General features: G+C 50.1%; 13 protein-coding genes and 1 tRNA gene. 8 read left to right on the top strand and 6 right to left on the bottom strand.

Going from position 1 to position 17894, the window contains the following annotated elements; translation table 11 throughout:
• The first annotated feature begins 70 nt into the window (after nucleotides 1-70).
• Both CpATCC19410_RS08580 and CpATCC19410_RS08575 read left to right on the top strand, forming a co-directional pair.
• Nucleotides 71-814 carry a sulfite exporter TauE/SafE family protein gene (locus tag CpATCC19410_RS08580; protein WP_013241780.1) on the top strand — a complete coding sequence of 248 codons (744 nt, stop codon included), beginning with the start codon at nucleotides 71-73 and terminating at the stop codon, nucleotides 812-814.
• A gap of 23 nt (nucleotides 815-837) precedes the next feature.
• Nucleotides 838-1656 carry a PhzF family phenazine biosynthesis protein gene (locus tag CpATCC19410_RS08575; RefSeq protein ID WP_013241781.1) on the top strand — a complete coding sequence of 273 codons (819 nt, stop codon included), beginning with the start codon at nucleotides 838-840 and terminating at the stop codon, nucleotides 1654-1656.
• Nucleotides 1657-1708: 52 nt separating this feature from the next.
• Here CpATCC19410_RS08575 and CpATCC19410_RS08570 read toward each other — a convergent pair whose 3' ends face one another.
• The 5 genes from CpATCC19410_RS08570 to CpATCC19410_RS08550 form a co-directional block, all read right to left on the bottom strand.
• Complete coding sequence (locus CpATCC19410_RS08570; RefSeq protein ID WP_013241782.1) at nucleotides 1709-2476, bottom strand: amino acid ABC transporter ATP-binding protein; 768 nt, start codon at nucleotides 2474-2476, stop codon at nucleotides 1709-1711.
• Between the two features lie 2 nt (nucleotides 2477-2478).
• The gene (locus CpATCC19410_RS08565; RefSeq protein WP_013241783.1) at nucleotides 2479-3435 is read right to left on the bottom strand and encodes an amino acid ABC transporter permease; all 957 of its coding nucleotides are present in this window, start codon (nucleotides 3433-3435) and stop codon (nucleotides 2479-2481) included.
• 47 nt (nucleotides 3436-3482) lie between these two features.
• On the bottom strand, nucleotides 3483-4379 hold the full coding sequence (locus CpATCC19410_RS08560; protein ID WP_013241784.1) for an ABC transporter substrate-binding protein: 897 nt from the start codon (nucleotides 4377-4379) through the stop codon (nucleotides 3483-3485).
• A gap of 168 nt (nucleotides 4380-4547) precedes the next feature.
• Nucleotides 4548-5489, bottom strand: coding sequence for a DUF368 domain-containing protein (locus CpATCC19410_RS08555; protein WP_014366946.1), 942 nt, complete (start codon nucleotides 5487-5489; stop codon nucleotides 4548-4550).
• A 217-nt stretch (nucleotides 5490-5706) separates the two neighbouring features.
• Nucleotides 5707-5783: transfer RNA gene (locus tag CpATCC19410_RS08550), tRNA-Leu, on the bottom strand.
• A gap of 139 nt (nucleotides 5784-5922) precedes the next feature.
• Between CpATCC19410_RS08550 and polA the strand changes: the two genes are divergently transcribed.
• Complete coding sequence (gene polA / locus CpATCC19410_RS08545; protein ID WP_013241786.1) at nucleotides 5923-8583, top strand: DNA polymerase I; 2661 nt, start codon at nucleotides 5923-5925, stop codon at nucleotides 8581-8583.
• Nucleotides 8584-8599: 16 nt separating this feature from the next.
• Here the strand turns inward: polA and CpATCC19410_RS08540 are convergent, their stop codons facing one another.
• On the bottom strand, nucleotides 8600-9388 hold the full coding sequence (locus tag CpATCC19410_RS08540) for a class I SAM-dependent methyltransferase (RefSeq protein ID WP_013241787.1): 789 nt from the start codon (nucleotides 9386-9388) through the stop codon (nucleotides 8600-8602).
• Nucleotides 9389-9628: 240 nt separating this feature from the next.
• Between CpATCC19410_RS08540 and rpsA the strand changes: the two genes are divergently transcribed.
• The 5 genes from rpsA to uvrB all read left to right on the top strand — a co-directional run bounded on the left by rpsA (nucleotide 9629) and on the right by uvrB (nucleotide 17729).
• Entirely contained in the window at nucleotides 9629-11092 is a 1464-nt protein-coding gene (gene rpsA / locus CpATCC19410_RS08535) for a 30S ribosomal protein S1 (protein ID WP_013241788.1), read from the top strand.
• Between the two features lie 383 nt (nucleotides 11093-11475).
• A complete protein-coding gene (locus CpATCC19410_RS08530; RefSeq protein ID WP_013241790.1) occupies nucleotides 11476-13488 on the top strand; it encodes a glucose PTS transporter subunit IIA in 2013 nt (670 codons plus the stop codon).
• 102 nt (nucleotides 13489-13590) lie between these two features.
• Nucleotides 13591-14205 (top strand): dephospho-CoA kinase, encoded by a 615-nt coding sequence (gene coaE, locus CpATCC19410_RS08525; protein WP_014522400.1) that lies wholly within the window; start codon nucleotides 13591-13593, stop codon nucleotides 14203-14205.
• 142 nt (nucleotides 14206-14347) lie between these two features.
• Nucleotides 14348-15586: a TIGR04053 family radical SAM/SPASM domain-containing protein gene (locus CpATCC19410_RS08520; RefSeq protein WP_013241792.1), complete on the top strand. Its 1239-nt coding sequence runs from the start codon at nucleotides 14348-14350 to the stop codon at nucleotides 15584-15586.
• Between the two features lie 43 nt (nucleotides 15587-15629).
• Nucleotides 15630-17729 (top strand): excinuclease ABC subunit UvrB, encoded by a 2100-nt coding sequence (gene uvrB, locus CpATCC19410_RS08515; protein ID WP_086591958.1) that lies wholly within the window; start codon nucleotides 15630-15632, stop codon nucleotides 17727-17729.
• The last annotated feature ends 165 nt before the right edge of the window (nucleotides 17730-17894 follow it).

The raw sequence follows: 17894 nt of genomic DNA, 5'->3' as shown, positions 1-17894 counted from the left end.
AGCGTATCAAGATCCGGGTGTGATTCTGGTAGGTTGAGTCACACTCAGACCTTTTGATGCTAGGAGCAGTATGAGTCTCGCGCTGTTAGTCTTTGCGATCGTATCTGTCGGATCGTTATTGCAGCGGGTCTCAGGTATGGGGCTTGGGTTAGTCGCTGGCTCGATTCTTAGCGTGGCCATGGGGCCGGTGGAAGGAATACTGGTTGTTAACCTCCTAGCAGCTATAAACGCGACTATGACCACGGTGATCGTGCGTAAGAATGTTGACTGGCAAAAGTTTTTCCTTATTGCTCCCGTAGTTGTACTTGGGGCGATTCCTGGTGCCTGGCTTATTACAGTTGTATCAGGAGCAACGCTGCAGGTTGTGGTGGGATCCTTGCTGCTGAGTGCACTAGCAATAGTGACTTTTGGCGTTCAGCGTATTCCTCATGCTCAAGGAAAAATTCCTGCCGTAATAACAGGTGTTATCGCGGGTTTTATGAATACCCTTGCTGGTATCGCAGGACCTGCTATTACCGTATATGCGCAGGTATCCAGGTGGTCACAAGTACCTTTCGCAGCGACCCTACAGCCGATCTTCATCGTCTCCGGTTTGGTTTCGTTGACAGTAAAAATAGTGTCAGGTGCGGGAACGGTGGCGTCGGTGTCTTCCTGGGTATGGTTCTTTGGAATATTCGGAATGATCACCGGAATTTCTATTGGTGCGAGAGCTTCTCAAAAAATCCCTCGTCCTACGGCAAGAAAGATTTCTCTGAGCGTGGCAACGCTAGGAGGGATTATGGTGCTTGTCCGGGGCTTGGTCGGGCTCTTCTGAGCTGAAGACCATATATTTGATACATGCGTATTTCCTACGTCGATGTTTTCTCCACCGGACCGTTAAGCGGTAATCCTGTTGCTGTAGTTCATGACGCCGATCAGCTGTCTCAACACCAGATGCAGAGCTTTGCTGCATGGACGAACTTATCGGAGACGACCTTTCTTCTTAAACCGACCACTACCAAAGCAGATTATCGCCTCAGAATTTTTAGCCCCACCCAAGAGTTTCCCTTTGCCGGACACCCCACATTGGGCTCTGCCGCCGCGTGGCTTGCCGCTGGCGGAGCGATGCAGGGAACTCATATTGTCCAGGAATGCTCTGCGGGACTAATCCCGATACAACTGAATAAAGAATTATTGTCTTTTCAGGCACCTGCTTTGCTTGATAGCTCGCCACTTTCCCCAGCGCACATCCAGAAAATTCCGCAGGCCTTGGGTATCGATTGTGATCACATCCTAAAAATTCAACGAGTCGACAACGGGACGGGGTGGATCGGTGTTTTACTTAATGACGCGGTCGAAGTGGGAGATATCAAGCCTAATTATGAACTGATGGGCGGGCTCAAGCTTGGTGTTGTTAGCCTCTTAGACGCTAGCGATGAGGATGCTATGGAAGTGCGTGCTTTCAATCCATCCATAGGAGAGGATCCGGTCACCGGGAGTCTGAACGCGGGACTCGCACAATGGCTTATTGATGAGGAGAGAGTTCCTGTCTCTTACTCGGTGCGGCAGGGGAGTGCACTTGGACGAGCAGGAAGGCTTTTTATCTCGCAGCGTGCCGACGCCCTCTGGGTAGGCGGGTATTGCTCACTTACCGTCAGCGGAACTGTACGTATTTAGCAAAAAACCGAGACTCTGCGGGCGCGGAGTCTCGGGAAAAAATTACAATGCTTTAAAGCAGATTGGATAGGAACATCTTGGTGCGTTCGTGTTGGGGGTTATCAATAACCTGACGAGCGTCACCAATCTCAACGATCACGCCTCCATCCATGAAAGCGACAGTATCTGCAACCTCACGCGCAAAACCCATCTCATGGGTGACCACCAACATGGTCATTCCGCCTTCAGCGAGATCTCGCATTACCCGTAGAACTTCCCCTACCAACTCTGGGTCGAGGGCGGAGGTGGGCTCGTCGAAAAGCATGAGCTTGGGCTCCATGGCTACTGCACGCGCGATAGCTACACGCTGTTGTTGGCCGCCTGAAAGCTGAGCTGGATAAGCATCTGCCTTATGCTGCAAACCGACTTGCGCGAGTAGCTCCATGCCTTTTGCTCGTGCCTCGGACTCCGCGACACCTTTTACATGTACGGGGGCTTCTATGATGTTTTCGATTGCAGTTCTGTGCGGGAATAAGTTGAATCCCTGGAAGACCATGCCGATATCAGCGCGTTGACGAGCGGCTTCTTTCTCAGAAATCTCATAGAGAATCCCATCACGCTCTTTATAACCAATCAATTCACCATCCACGTATAAGCGGCCAGCGTTGATTTTTTCTAGGTGATTAACGCACCGCAAAAGCGTGGATTTACCAGAGCCCGAAGGGCCAATGAGGCAGGTTACAGATCCTTTAGGAACTTCAAGATCGATGCCCTTGAGAACTTGAATCTGGCCGAAGTTCTTGCACAATTGTTGCGCACTAATCATGAGATTATCAGTCATTATCAAGCGCCTTTCTGCGGGTTACGTGGGTGTCGATGAGACCGCGTGGGTGGCTCGGCGACGATATTGACATTTTTGGGGAGGGTTCCTTCTGCGTCGGCAAGAGCTGCAAGCTGGCGGGCCGTTAGCTCACGCGTTGCGCCTCGATCAAAGTACTTTTCCAGGTAGCTTTGAGCAATCATTAACAGCGAGGTAATGACCAAATACCATGTCGCAGCTACTAAAAGTAGCGGTACAGGATCAAACAGTGCGGCAGCGATATCGGTGGCACGGCCGTAAAGCTCCGCAGTGTAAGGAATTGCTACGACCAAAGACGTGGTCTTGAGCAAAGAAATAAACTCGTTGCCGGTAGGCGGGACAATAATGCGCATTGCTTGGGGGAGTACAGTGCGACGAATCGTCATCCACCAGCTCATACCCAAGGCCTTGGAAGCTTCAGTCTGTCCCTCGGGAACAGCCTGAAGTCCGGAACGGACGATCTCTGCCATATATGCGGCCTCGTTGAGTCCCAAGCCTAAAACAGCAAGGAGGAACATATTGGAAAGGGCTTTTTCCAAAGATATCTCTGTAAAACCAAGGTTGATCGTTTGATATAACGAGCCGAGAAGACCCCAGAAAACAAGCTGAACGTACACCGGGGTTCCGCGGAAAATCCAAAGATAGAACCACGAGACAATGCGTAAGACCGGATTAGGAGACATGCGCATGACAGCCACAGCGCAACCTAAAACAACGCCCAATATCATGGACAAGATAGTGATAGCCAGAGTATGTCCTGCGGCTAAAGCGATTCGAGTATCAAAGAGATACTGAATGTAGGTGTCCCACCCATACGCTTTATTGGTTGCTGCACTGATGATGAACCAGAGAAATACCAAAAGAATAAGAATGGCAGCAACCCAGCGACCGGGATGACGTAGTGGTTTTGCTTGGATAGGTTTCGGTTGTGGGGAAGTCATGTAGTTTCCTTATATTTTAGGGATGATGGTCACTAGAGGCGCGCCTATTAAGTGACGGGTACTTCATTGATCATCGCTGAGCTAACAAGGCCCTCATTAATTCCCCACATTTTGAGGATTCTTTGGTAGTCACCAGTTTTGATGAGGTGTTGCATCGCAGCAGCTAGTGCTACGCCGAGTTGCGATTTTTTAGGGACGGCAAAGCCATAAGGAGCGGCATCGCTGATGGACCCGACTGTTTCTAGTTTTCCTTCGGCCCGGGAAATCGCCCATGCCAGCACTGGAGAATCTGCCACGAAGGCATCGGCACGACCAAGGACAAGCGCGGTTGCGGCTTGGTCGCTGGTTTCGTATGCAAGTAACTCGATGGGCTTTTTGCCTTGTGCTACGCAATCGTCGCTCAGCGGCCGCACAATATCTGTATCTGCAACCGTTGTGCGTTGCACTGCGATGGACAAACCGCATGCGTTATTCGGATCTACAGATGAACCGACTTGTTGCCCCCACTGAACTCCCGCATAAAGGAAATCAACAAAGTCATAATTTTTACGTCGCTCCTCATTATCCGTAAAACCAGAGGCGCCTACGTCGATGGTTCCAGCACTGAGTGAAGGGAGGATGAGTGAGAAATCCTGCTCGATCGGCTGATATTTCAGCCCCATCACTGATGAGGCTGCGCGCATAAGATCCATTTCCATTCCGATGATCTCATGATGAGAATTTTTGAATTCAAATGGTGCGAATGGTGGATTGGCACTTGCTACCAGTGTGCCTTTTTCCGCTAATGGTTGAGGAACGAGGGCGGCAATTTCGGGTACTGCAGGGGGCGAGACTTCTTCCCAGCCGTCGGGGTGACCTTGTTCCTCATTGGTCACGCACGCGCTGAGCGAGAAGGCAAGCGTAATCGCAGTACACAAAGCCAAAACACGGGTGCGGGATTTCATGGAGCAAATAATACAGCTTCCTACATATTATGTTTAATCGACAGGCTAAAAGCCATGGAAAATGACGCATCTTGCAATATCTTGTGCAAGAGGGGTGCTGAATCCATGGCTTTGTAGTTCCGCGCATGGCGGATTAGAGAAGAGAAGTCTTAGTAGCGAACTCTGAGGCTAAGCCTTTTCTTCTTGCATCTTGGACTTGGTATTAAAACGACGCTCTACCAACATAATTGTTGCCACGATGCCGCCGCCAACAAGGATCAAAAGAATCGTTATGCCGATGCTTCCGGAAGGAGCCATGGGCGACCCGGAGCCGTCCTGCCATGGCCAGAGGGCTCGTAATGACCCAAACATTAAACCTGCCATGGTGGCTAGTGTGATTGTTCGGTGAGTGGTAATTAGATAATCCAAAACCTTGATAAAGCACGCGATCCCGGTGAGTGCACCAAGCGCAAATACGGCCATTACTGTGAGATTACGATCGCTCACGGCTCCAATTACGGGGGCGTATAGCCCTAAGGACAAGAGGATGAAAGAGCCAGAAATGCCGGGGAGAACTAGGGCGCATACGGCTATAGCTGCGGCGAAAAAGATTACGATCAAAGACGGATCAGTTTTCTCCTCTGAGGTAAAGCCGGTGCCGATAAAGGTAAGAATTGCTGCGATAATAAAAGCCGCGATAATGGACACGCGCTTTTGTGAATAGTCCTTCCGGGAAATCATAAGCAAAGGCACGGTGATGGAGACGGCCACCATGCCTAGGAAGAGGGCGCGGGCGGATTGCCCATGATTTTCCACAAAATTATGCATCACAGAAGAAAGCAAAAGAACTGTGGCGACCATGCCAAAACCGACGCAGGCGAGGAATACCCATTCCACGCGTCGCGCTGCTTCCTTGAGCTGAGCTGGGTTAGTAATCAAGGTCCGAACTAAATGGAGTAAGGCGTGACCGTTGTGAATAGCTCGCTCATAAATGCCTACGACGAGCGCAACGGTGCCGCCGGAGACACCGGGAACCATCTCTGCAAGGCCAATAAGTCCGCCTGCGATGAGATGCAAAATGGAACCGGAGAAGGATGAGGACCTGGTAGTCGCTTGAGGTGTGGCTGCCATGAACCGCTTTCTTCTAGGTGGCCGTTACGGGAAGGAGGCCACTGTAATTGTTAAATAAAAATGTACAGCTTGACACCTTAGACGGTTTTGTAAAGAAAGTCCTGATGGCTCACAAACTTATTTGTCTATCTGAGACGGTTAAGCTCGTGTTTTTTGGGTGTCTGTGAATGCAAAAACGTCATTTACCAGTGTGATGCCGGTAAATGACGCTGCTATATGGTGCCCCTGGTGAGACTCGAACTCACACTGCACGGGTTTTGAATCCGTTTCCTCTGCCAATTGGGATACAGGGGCGCTGTGGAAAAATATTAGCGGACGGGGCCGTGAAAAGACTAATCCGCTCGTAGATGGGGGAAAGTTCGTGTTTTTCGCATAATCTGCACTCGATGGGCATGGAGAGGTGAGCGAATCAAAAAATAACTAGACTAACCGTGTGACTTCAACTAGCAATCGTTTAATGCTTATCGACGGCCACTCGATGGCGTTCCGTGCGTTTTATGCGCTGCCGGCCGAAAACTTTTCCACATCGGGTGGGCAAGCGACCAACGCTGTCTATGGATTTTTATCGATGCTTTCTTCCCTTTTGAATGAGGAGAAGCCGTCTCACGTGGCGGTGGCCTTTGACGTCGGCCGGAAGACATTTCGCACGGATATGTTCCCCGATTATAAGGCTCAGCGTGAAGCCACACCTCCCGAGTTCAAAGGACAAGTTGGGCTCATTAAGGACGTCCTTGAGGTTTTGGGAATTACTACCCTGGAAAAAGAGAACTACGAGGCAGATGATGTAATTGCTACCCTGGCAACTGCGGCGCAGCCACTGGGGTTTGAGACTCTCATCGTGACCGGGGATCGTGACTCATTCCAACTTGTCAATGCAACCACGACGGTTCTTTATCCTATGCGCGGGGTCTCGGTTTTACATCGCTTTACTCCTGAAGCCGTGGAAGAAAAATATGGTCTTACACCTGCGCAATATCCGGACTTTGCGGCATTGCGAGGCGACCCTTCAGATAACCTTCCCAACATTCCAGGTGTGGGGCCTAAAACGGCAACCAAATGGATTGTGGAGTACGGCAGTCTTGATGAGCTGTTGGAGCGTGCTGATGAAGTCAAAGGCAAAGCCGGCACGAGTTTACGCGAGCGTTTAGAACAGGTTCGGATGAACCGAACGCTGACTGAGATGATCAAAGATTTAGAGTTGCCGTATTCTCCGGATCAGCTGGGACTTAAACCTGTTCAGGTAGCAGGCGTGGCGGAAAAATTTGATGAGCTGGAATTTGGTACCAACCTCCGTGAACGTGTGATGAGCGCAGTAGGAGCTGATACAACCACAGCACTCACGGAAGAACGTGCGGAAGTAACTGTGGACCAGGCATCTCTTAAAGATTGGTTGGCCCAACATAAAAATCAAGGTCTTGCATTATTTGTACGTGGGCGAGGTACCCCAGCGACTGGAGATGCTGAAGCCTTAGCTATCGCAGATAAACAACGCCATGTAATTGCGGTTGATCTTTCGGATATTGACCCGCAAGATGAAAAAGCTCTGGCGCAGTGGCTGAGAAGTGAGACTCCCAAGTATTTGCATGAAGCAAAAGCAACTTTCCATATGCTCTCTGGCCGAGGATTTGAGCTTAATGGGGTTGCCCACGATACGGCTATTGCGGCTTATCTGCTTAGGCCAGGGCAACGAACCTATGATTTGAAAGACGTTTATCAGCGGCATCTTCAGCGCCAGCTATCTGGAGACGAAACTCAGGGACAGCTTTCGCTTCTCGACGCCCCCGACTCTGAAGAGCTTATTGATTCTGTCATTGCGATCCTTGAGCTTGCACAGGAACTAACCAAGCAGCTGGAAGATATCGATTCTTTTGAGCTCTATCGTGATCTTGAATTACCGTTGGTCTTGATTCTTGCGCGTATGGAAGCCGCAGGTATCGCGGTTGACGTGGAAACCCTAGAAGAACAGTTAAAAGTTTTTATTGAGAGAGTCCAAGAGCATGAAGCGGCTGCCCGAAATATTGCGGGTGATCCATCCTTAAATCTTTCTAGCCCTAAACAACTCCAAGTTGTTCTTTTTGAAACCCTGGGGTTGCCTAAAACCAAGAAGACAAAAACGGGGTATTCCACAGCAGCTAAAGAGATTGAAGCATTGGCTGTGAAACACCCAGATCCTTTCCTCGACCATCTGCTCGCGCACCGCGAGAATCAGAAACTGAAAACAACTCTTGAAGGTTTGATTAAGGCAGTCGGGTCGGATGGCCGTATCCATACCACTTTTAATCAGACTGTTGCGTCTACTGGGCGTCTAAGTTCAACAGAACCTAATCTCCAAAACATTCCAGTTCGCACACAAGACGGCAGAAGAATTAGATCGGCATTCGTTGTAGGCGAAGGCTATGAAACGCTGCTCACCGCAGATTACTCTCAGATTGAGATGCGCGTCATGGCGCATCTTTCGGAGGACCCGGGTCTTATCGAGGCTTACCGTCAGGGGGAAGATCTCCATAACTACGTTGGATCCAGAGTCTTTGAGGTTCCGGTGGATCAGGTAACACCAGAGCTACGTCGACGAGTAAAAGCGATGAGTTATGGCCTGGTCTATGGCCTCTCAGCCTTTGGCCTGGGGCAACAGTTGAATATTCCTGCCGGTGAGGCTAAACAGATTATGACGAGCTACTTCGAGCGTTTTGGTGGGGTGAAACAGTATCTGGATAATGTGGTGGAACAAGCACGGAAAGATGGTTTTACCTCTACATTATTTGGCAGACGCCGATACCTTCCAGAGCTCGGCTCAGATAATCGTGTGGCTCGTGAAAATGCAGAACGTGCTGCGCTTAATGCCCCTATCCAGGGAACGGCGGCGGATATTATTAAGGTCGCAATGATTCGTGTTGACCAAGAGTTGAAAAAAGCTGGGGTTGTCTCTCGTGTGTTGCTGCAAGTTCACGATGAACTGGTGGTGGAAATCGCACCAAACGAGCTTGAGCAAGTGCGTGAGATAGTAGAAAAGGAAATGGATGCAGCCATTTCCTTACGCGTACCACTTGAAGTCTCAGCAGGTAGTGGTCCCAACTGGGAAGTCGCCGCGCACTAGGTGCCGGGTATAAACCTTAAGCTTTATGGGCTATAAATATGGCGGTACCCGGAAAGATTTTTCCCCGAAGCGGTGACCACTGACCCCAGGAACGAGTGACATTATCGGGCCATTCTGGCTCGATAATGTCCTGGAGACTAAAACCCGTTTGAATGAGTGCACGTACCCAATCGCCGATTGTGCGCTGAAACTCTACGTATGTAGGACGTCCTTCCTCGTCTTCTTCTATGTAGCTGCGCTGAAAATATGGGATGGAAGCTATAAGCCCAGATTGTCCAGGATCATCGGGAAAAATCCAGCGCATGGGATGGTTGACGGAAAAGACTAGGCGTCCGTCGGCAGTGAGAACGCGGGAAACGTCGGAAAGCGTTGCGGTGATGTCGGGGACAAAGGGGAAAGCACCAAAAGCAGAAAAAGCTATGTCAAAGGATGCATCCTTGAACGGGAGGGATTGTGCGTCAGCGTTGACCAGCGGGAGTGGAGTGCCGTCTTGATCTGCATGTCGTAGCATGTTGAGCGAGAGATCAAAACCCGTGATAAATCCAACCCCGTTTTGTGCGAGCCATCGTGAGCAAGGCGCAGAACCACAACCGATTTCTAATACCCGTTTATTGCGGACGTTTCCCAGTAGGTTGGCGTCTTTTTCGGAGAGCATTTCAGGGCACCAATAAAAGCTAGATAGGTATTCTTGGTGCTCGTCGTGATAATGCTGGGCATCGCTATCCCACCATGTTTGACTCGCATGAGCGGCCTCATGGGAGGAAACAGTAATCACATCTGGGGTGCAGGGGTCTAAACTGCTCATAGTCTTGAAGACTAACCTGTGTCCGTAATGGGGGAAGAAACACAGAGGGGGCGATCTTGATCTAGCTGGGGAAATGCACTATCCTTGAGCGAGCGTGTCTGTGCTTAATCCATATATAGTCCCAAGTAGGAGGGCAATGTACGGCTTTGGTGAGATCAAAATTGCAGTTTGAGCAGTGATTTTTTGAGAGACACGTTCCTGTCCATCAACTATTCCTACCTAATTCGGAGCACTTAACATATGCCCACCAACAACGTCCCTCAGGTAGCCATCAACGATATTGGCTCAGCTGAGGATTTCCTCGCAGCTGTCGACGCAACCATCAAGTACTTCAACGATGGTGACATCGTCGAGGGCACCGTGGTTAAGGTTGACCACGACGAGGTTTTGCTCGACATCGGATACAAGACTGAAGGTGTTATCCCTTCTCGCGAGCTTTCTATCAAGCACGATGTCGACCCGGACGAGGTCGTCGAGGTCGGCGACCAGATCGACGCTCTTGTTCTTACCAAGGAAGACAAAGAAGGCCGTCTGATCCTGTCCAAGAAGCGCGCACAGTACGAGCGTGCATGGGGCGCCATCGAGGAGCTCAAGGAGAAAGACGAGCCAGTTACCGGCACCGTCATTGAGGTCGTCAAGGGCGGTCTCATCCTGGACATCGGACTCCGTGGCTTCCTGCCTGCATCTCTCGTTGAGATGCGTCGTGTTCGCGATCTGGATCCGTACATCGGGCAGCAGATCGAGGCTAAGATCATTGAGCTGGACAAGCAGCGCAACAACGTTGTTTTGTCTCGCCGTGCATGGCTCGAGCAGACCCAGTCTGAGGTCCGTTCTGAGTTCCTTCACCAGTTGCAGAAGGGTCAGGTCCGCAAGGGCGTTGTCTCTTCGATCGTCAACTTCGGCGCATTCGTCGATCTCGGTGGTGTGGACGGACTCGTTCACGTCTCCGAGCTCTCCTGGAAGCACATCGACCACCCATCTGAGGTTGTCGCTGTCGGCGATGAGGTTACCGTTGAGGTTCTCGACGTCGATCTCGACCGTGAGCGCGTTTCCTTGTCCTTGAAGGCTACGCAGGAAGACCCATGGCGCGTCTTCGCTCGCACTCATGCTGTGGGCCAGATCGTTCCGGGCAAGGTCACCAAGCTTGTTCCATTCGGTGCATTCGTCCGTGTTGAAGAGGGCATCGAGGGCTTGGTCCACATCTCCGAGTTGGCACAGCGCCACGTCGAGGTTCCGGACCAGGTTGTCAACGTCGGCGACGAGGCTATGGTCAAGGTCATCGACATCGATCTCGAGCGTCGTCGTATCTCCCTCTCCCTCAAGCAGGCTGACGAGGATTACACTGAAGAGTTCGATCCATCCAAGTACGGCATGGCTGACTCTTACGACGAGCAGGGCAACTACATCTTCCCTGAGGGCTTCGATCCGGAGACCAACGAGTGGATGGAAGGCTTTGATGAGCAGCGTCAGGCATGGGAGGCACGTTACGCAGAGTCTGAGCGTCGCTTCCAGCTGCACACTGTTCAGATTGAAAAGAACCGCGTAGCTGCAGCTGCAGAGGCAGCAGCAGCTGGTGAGGAAGCTAACTACTCCTCTGAGACCGCTGAGGCAGCTCCGGCCGAGGCAACTTCTGAGGTTGAGGGTGGCTCCTTGGCTTCTGATGAGCAGCTTGCTGCTCTTCGCGAGAAGCTCGCTGGTAACTAATCTTGAATTAGTATTTCAATAAATAAAGCACCTAAGGAACATTCCTTAGGTGCTTTATTTATGTTCTTAGGGTTTTGATGCGCTGGAGGAAAGCGACGTATCGCTGTATGGGTCGTTGTGCTTCTGCGGTATTGGTTCGCAATATGAGTTCTCTAGTTTATTGGACTTTGGCGGAAGAGCAGTTTGTACCGTAAGGGTAAAGAGGGGCTGAGCGGGGGGAATAGAGGGGGATGGGGGTTTCTGAGCTTGTGGTTTCTGTGTTGTATCCGGCCCGTTTTCTTACTAGAATTGTGATTGTTTTCCGGTTTTTGTTCCGACTGTGACTATTTAAACAGGTGTCGACGTTGGGAACAGAACAAACACAACGTTTGAAAGGTAGGCTCATGGCGTCTACAAAGCAGACATCTGAGTTCATTTTGGACAAGGTTGGTGGCGTGGATAATGTGGCATCGCTCACGCACTGTGCTACGCGTCTTCGCTTCCAGCTTCATGATCAGTCCAAGGCAGACCAGACGGCTCTGGACTCTAATAGTGATGTCCTTGGTGTAGTTCCTCAAGGCTCCAGCGGACTCCAGGTAGTAATGGGCGGCGGCGTTGCTAATTACTATCAGGACATTGTTCGTTTGCCGGGTATGTCCTCCAAAGCTGCAGGCGATTCTGACGGCGGAAATACTTCTACTAAAAAGCAATACGGTGGAGTGCGTGGTAAGTACTCGTGGGTGGACTACTCCTTTGAGTTCCTCTCCGATACCTTCCGTCCTATCCTGTGGGCCCTGCTGGGCGCTTCGCTGATTATCACCATGCTGGTTCTTGCCGATACCTTCGGTTGGCAAGACTTCCGTGCTCCCATTGAGGAGCAGCCTGCTGGTTACCAGTTACTCCACGCAATGTGGCGCTCTGTCTTCTACTTCCTGCCGGTTATGATTGGCGCAACTGCTGCAAAGAAGCTTGGTGCTAATGAGTGGGTGGGAGCCGCTATTCCGGCTGCTTTGCTTACTCCCGAGTTCTTGGCAATGGGTAAAGCCGGCGATACCGTTCACATCTTTGGCATGCCACTGGTCTTGAACGACTATTCCGGCCAGGTCTTCCCGCCATTGCTTGCAGCTATCGGCCTGTTTTTTGTGGAAAAGGGATTGAAGAAGCTTATCCCGAGTGCAGTTCAGATGGTGTTCGTACCGTTCTTCTCCCTGCTAATCATGGTTCCTGCGACTGCATTCCTTCTTGGGCCATTTGGTATTGGAATCGGCAACCTTATCTCCAACTTCCTCTATGCAGTTAATGGCTTCTCGCCATTCGTGCTAGCAATCATTATTCCGCTGCTTTACCCATTCCTGGTGCCGTTGGGTCTGCACTGGCCTCTTAATGCAATTATGGTCTCTAACCTTGCAACTCTGGGATACGACTTTATTCAGGGTCCCATGGGTACATGGAACTTTGCTTGCTTCGGTCTTGTCGCTGGCGTACTGGTTCTTTCTATCAAGGAGCGTAACGTACAAATGCGTCAGGTTTCGCTGGGTGGTGTGATGGCCGGTCTTCTGGGCGGAATCTCTGAGCCTTCGCTCTATGGTGTGGTTTTGCGCTTTAAAAAGTGCTACCCGCGCTTGCTTGCCGGTTGTTTTGTAGGTGGCGTTGTTGCTGGCATTTTTGACATCAAGGCTTCTGCCTTCGTCTTCACCTCACTGCTTACGATCCCAGCTATGGATCCAATTGGTGGCTATGCTATCGCCATCGCTGCAGCCTTCTTCACCTCGTTCTTCCTGGTTATCTTCTTCGACTATCGAGGCAAGGAAGAAAAGGCTGAAATCCTTGCAACTCTTGCGGCTAACCGTGCTGCTGCTCAGAATGAGGCTGAGCCTGCCGTTAACCCAGCTGCGGCTCCCGCTGCCGGTGGCGCAGCTGTTGCAACAGCAGTGGCAACTAAGACGGCTCTGGAAGCCGGCGCTGTTACCTTACTGAGTAGCCCTCTTGAAGGCGAAGCTGTTGCATTGTCTGAGGTTCCAGATCCCATCTTCTCCGCCGAGAAACTGGGTAAAGGTATTGCCATCATTCCTTCCGGAGCGGATGTTGTTGCGCCTGAAGATGCGACGGTTTTGACTGTGCAAAAATCTGGTCATGCTGTTGGGCTGCGGTTGGACAATGGAGTAGAACTTTTGATCCACGTCGGCATTGATACCGTTCAGCTGGGCGGGGAAGGCTTCACTGTACACGTAGAAAAGAAACAGCATGTGGCCAAAGGGCAGAAGCTTATCAGCTTTGATAAAGACTTCATTGCCTCCAAGGGGTACAACATGATTACCCCGGTTTTGGTAACAAATACTGTTAAATTTGATCAGGTTAACAGTGCCCCCGCAGCACATGTTGATTTTGATACCACGGTTATCACTACGAAGGCTTAACTCGTTATTTCCTTGTATGCAAGGAGATTCACCGCCCCCTTTGGTAAGACTGAGGGGGCGGTTTTCTTATGAGATGCAACGTAACGGCGCTAGGCTTAACCTATGATAGTTCTAGGATTAACTGGGGGGATGGGGAGTGGGAAGTCCACGGTATCAAAGGCATTAGCGGGTAAAGGCGCACGTATTATTGACGCCGACCAGATTGCTCGCGAGGTTGTGGAACCGGGATCTCCGATTCTAGGAGAGCTGGCAAAAGCTTTTGGAGATGACGTAGTAGTGGACGGTATTCTCGATCGTTCTTTGCTTGCGAGTCGAGCATTTGCTGATGAGGCGCACACGCGTCTTCTGAATAAAATTACGCATCCTGAAATCCGCCGTCGGATTGCGGATTGTATTGTTCAAGCGCAGAAAGAGATGGCTCAAGTAGTAGTGCTTGATCATCCGCTTTTGCTTGAGCAGGATCTTGTAAGGGATGTAGACCTAGTTGCAGTAGTTGATGTTCCGGTTGAGACCCGACTTCAACGCTTGGTTGCGTTCCGCAACATTGATGAACAAGACGCACGGAAACGAATCGCGCGCCAGATGAGCGATTCTAAGCGCCTGGAGAAAGCTGACGTTATTCTTGATAATTCCCGTACAATCGCAGAACTCGAATCCCAAATAGAAACGTTGTGGGAAAAGCTATTGCAGGAGGCGTTGTCACAGAAAAGCGAGTGATATCGGCGTGTTCATTCTCACTTTGTTTTCCTGGCTTTCTTCGGGTGCCCTTCCTAGAATAACGACGGGAAAAATAGGAGGATAGTTTGTGGCTGGAATCATCTAAAAGGATGATTGATTATTGTGCTGAAGGGAACCATTCATGGTCACGTCTCCGATAAAATCGCTGTCAACATCGCAGTCTTCGCCTTTACGGGGTAAACCTGATGCTTTTAAAACAGTACGACGGATACGCGGCGATATAAACCATAAACCCTTCATCGCAATCTGGGAGGTCACGCGAGCCTGTGGACTTGTTTGCAAGCACTGTCGCGCGGATGCTCAGCATAAACCTCATCCGGGACAGCTCACCACGAAACAAGGTTTTGCGCTTCTTAAGGACTTAGCTTCTTATGATAAACCGCGTCCATTAGTAGTTCTTACAGGTGGTGACCCTTTTGAGCGTGAAGATTTAGAAGAACTCGTAGAATATGGGACGCAACAGGGATTGTCAGTATCTCTGTCTCCCTCGGTTACGCCGCGTCTGACCTCGGAACGCATTCACAGGCTCCATGACCTCGGCGGAAAAGCAATGTCAATGTCATTGGATGGTGCTACTGCGCAGACGCATGATGCTTTTCGCGGTTTTAGCGGGACCTTCGATGCTACCGTATCAATGGCCCAGACAATTCTTGATGCGGGTTTCCGGTTGCAGATTAACTCAACACTGACCAAAAATAATATTCGCGAGGCGCCTTTGCTCCTGAAAACCGTGATGGAGATGGGGGCGAAGATGTGGTACGTGTTCTTCCTGGTTCCCACAGGGCGAGGTGCTGCGTTACACGCTTTGAACCCGCAAGAGCGGGAAGACGCATTATATTGGCTTGCTGACGTCTCCAATAGGATCGCCATCAAAACCACGGAAGCACCGCAGTATCGCCGCGTGGTCATTCAACATAAACTGCGTGAATCTGGAGAACTGCCACCGTATAAAGGCGGAGAGCTCTATGACTATCTCACAGCGGAGACCACCAGGCTCCTAGGGGCTACTCCAGAGCGTCCAAGGACTCCCAGGCCTCCTATGGCAGTGAACTCGGGTTCTGGGTTTGTTTTTATTGACCATATTGGAGACGTATACCCGAGTGGTTTTCTGCCATTGCATTGCGGCAACGTTAAAGAAACCTCAATCAAAGATATTTATGCTCATTCGCCAGCTTTTAAGGCTCTTCGTGACCCAAATCATTGGCATGGAAAATGTTCGGTATGCGAGTACCACGATCTCTGCGGTGGTTCACGCTCAACAGCATATGCGCTCACAGGAGACCTCAGGGCATCCGATCCAACATGCGTATATATGCCACAAGCCTGGTTAGACGCTGGACATACGTCTGTGGAATTTTAAAATATAACGGCGTTGGGATGGCGCTACCGCGTAGACTCGTTTTATGGCTGTTGCTGCAGAACATCCTGAACTATCCGTATCAGATTTTCGTCCGGTCGGAGAGATCGAGCGTACAAGCGGGACATTTCATGTTGTCTCGGAGTATAAACCAGCGGGCGACCAGCCTGCTGCGATTGAAGAACTCGATGCGAGACTCGATCGTGGTGAGCGCGACGTCGTATTGCTGGGGGCAACGGGTACTGGTAAGTCTGCGACTGCGGCATGGTTGATTGAACAACAGCAGCGTCCAACGCTCGTTATGGCTCCTAATAAGACCCTAGCTGCTCAGCTGGCTAATGAGCTGCGGCAGCTTCTCCCCAATAACGCGGTGGAATACTTCGTTTCTTACTACGACTATTATCAGCCAGAGGCTTATATAGCGCAGACTGATACGTACATAGAAAAGGACTCGTCGATTAACGACGATGTGGAACGCTTGCGGCACCGTGCAACGAGTTCACTTTTATCTCGTCGGGATGTCGTTGTAGTCTCATCGGTTTCCTGCATCTACGGTTTGGGAACTCCGCAGTCATACCTTGATAGATCAGTCATGCTTAAGGTCGGGGAAGAAGTTGAGCGTGATCGATTTCTACGGCTCCTTGTGGATATCCAGTATGACCGAAACGATATCGGTTTTACGCGTGGCACATTTAGAGTCAAGGGAGATACCGTAGACATTATTCCAGCTTATGAAGAAGTCGCTGTGCGCGTGGAGTTCTTTGGGGATGAGATTGATGCTTTGTACTATATTCACCCGTTGACCGGTGACGTGATTAGACGAGTAGAAGAAGTACGCATTTTCCCAGCCACACATTATGTTGCTGGTCTGGAACGAATGGCAAAAGCAATCGAGGGGATCAAAGAGGAGCTGGCGGATCGGCTTACAGACTTGGAAAACCGAGGAAAACTTCTTGAGGCTCAAAGACTGCGGATGCGTACCGAGTATGACCTTGAGATGATCGAACAGGTTGGTTTTTGTTCAGGCATTGAGAACTATTCAAGGCATCTTGATGGTCGAGAAGCCGGATCTGCTCCCGCTACGTTGCTTGATTATTTTCCAGCAGACTTCCTTACGATTATTGATGAGTCTCACGTAACCGTTCCTCAGATTGGTGGCATGTTTGAAGGAGACATGTCGAGAAAACGTAATCTTGTTGAATTTGGATTCCGACTTCCTTCTGCTTTGGACAATCGTCCTTTGCGGTGGGAAGAATTTGAACAACGGGTCGGACAGACTGTGTATATGTCTGCTACTCCGGGGGATTATGAGCTTGCTGCAGCTGGGGGAGAATATGTAGAACAGGTTATTCGACCTACTGGATTGCTTGATCCGAAGATAGATGTTCGTCCCACGAAGGGGCAGATTGATGACCTAATTCATGAGATTAGACAAAGAACACAGAAGCAAGAACGTGTTTTGGTAACCACGCTGACTAAGAAAATGGCGGAAGATCTCACTGATTATCTTCTGGAGAATAATGTTCGCGTGAGGTATCTCCATTCGGATATTGATACATTGCAGCGGGTAGAGCTTTTAAGGCAGCTTAGGCTGGGCGAATATGATGTTCTAGTAGGCATTAACCTCCTCAGGGAGGGGCTTGATCTACCGGAAGTTTCGCTTGTAGCAATCCTTGATGCAGACAAAGAAGGATTCTTAAGGTCTACAAAATCACTCATTCAAACCATTGGACGTGCCGCCAGAAACGTCTCCGGTGAAGTCATCATGTATGCCGACAGAGTTACTGACTCTATGCAATATGCGATTGATGAGACTGAGAGACGTCGTGAGAAACAAATCGCCTACAACACGGAACATGGTATTGATCCGCAGCCATTGCGAAAGAAAATCGCGGATATTTTGGACCAGGTTCAAGAAGCACGAGGGGAGACCGCTTCCCAGGAAGCCTCTGCTGACGCAGCTATTGCAGAAAAACGAGATCTCTCTGCTATGCCTGCGGATAAGTTAGAGGTGCTCATATCAGAACTCACCGCACAAATGGGGGAGGCAGCTAGGGAATTGAAATTCGAGCTTGCGGGTAGGTTGAGAGATGAGATCGTTGATTTGAAAAAAGAACTTTGTGGTATGCGAGAATTAGGACTTTAAATTTCTCTTAGTTTAATTTCTCTTTATTTTCGCACTTAGAATCTATTTTATGCTTTCTTTATATCGGGAATGTGATGAAAATTCTTTGGAGAATGGTCCCAATTGACCATGTTTGTGAGAAAAACTTAAAAACTTTTTTACCTCAAAATGGCAGTGGTCCCTGTG

This window comes from Corynebacterium pseudotuberculosis, assembly GCF_002155265.1.
Lineage (GTDB): Bacteria > Actinomycetota > Actinomycetes > Mycobacteriales > Mycobacteriaceae > Corynebacterium > Corynebacterium pseudotuberculosis.
This window is presented reverse-complemented; position numbering and strand designations above follow the sequence as displayed.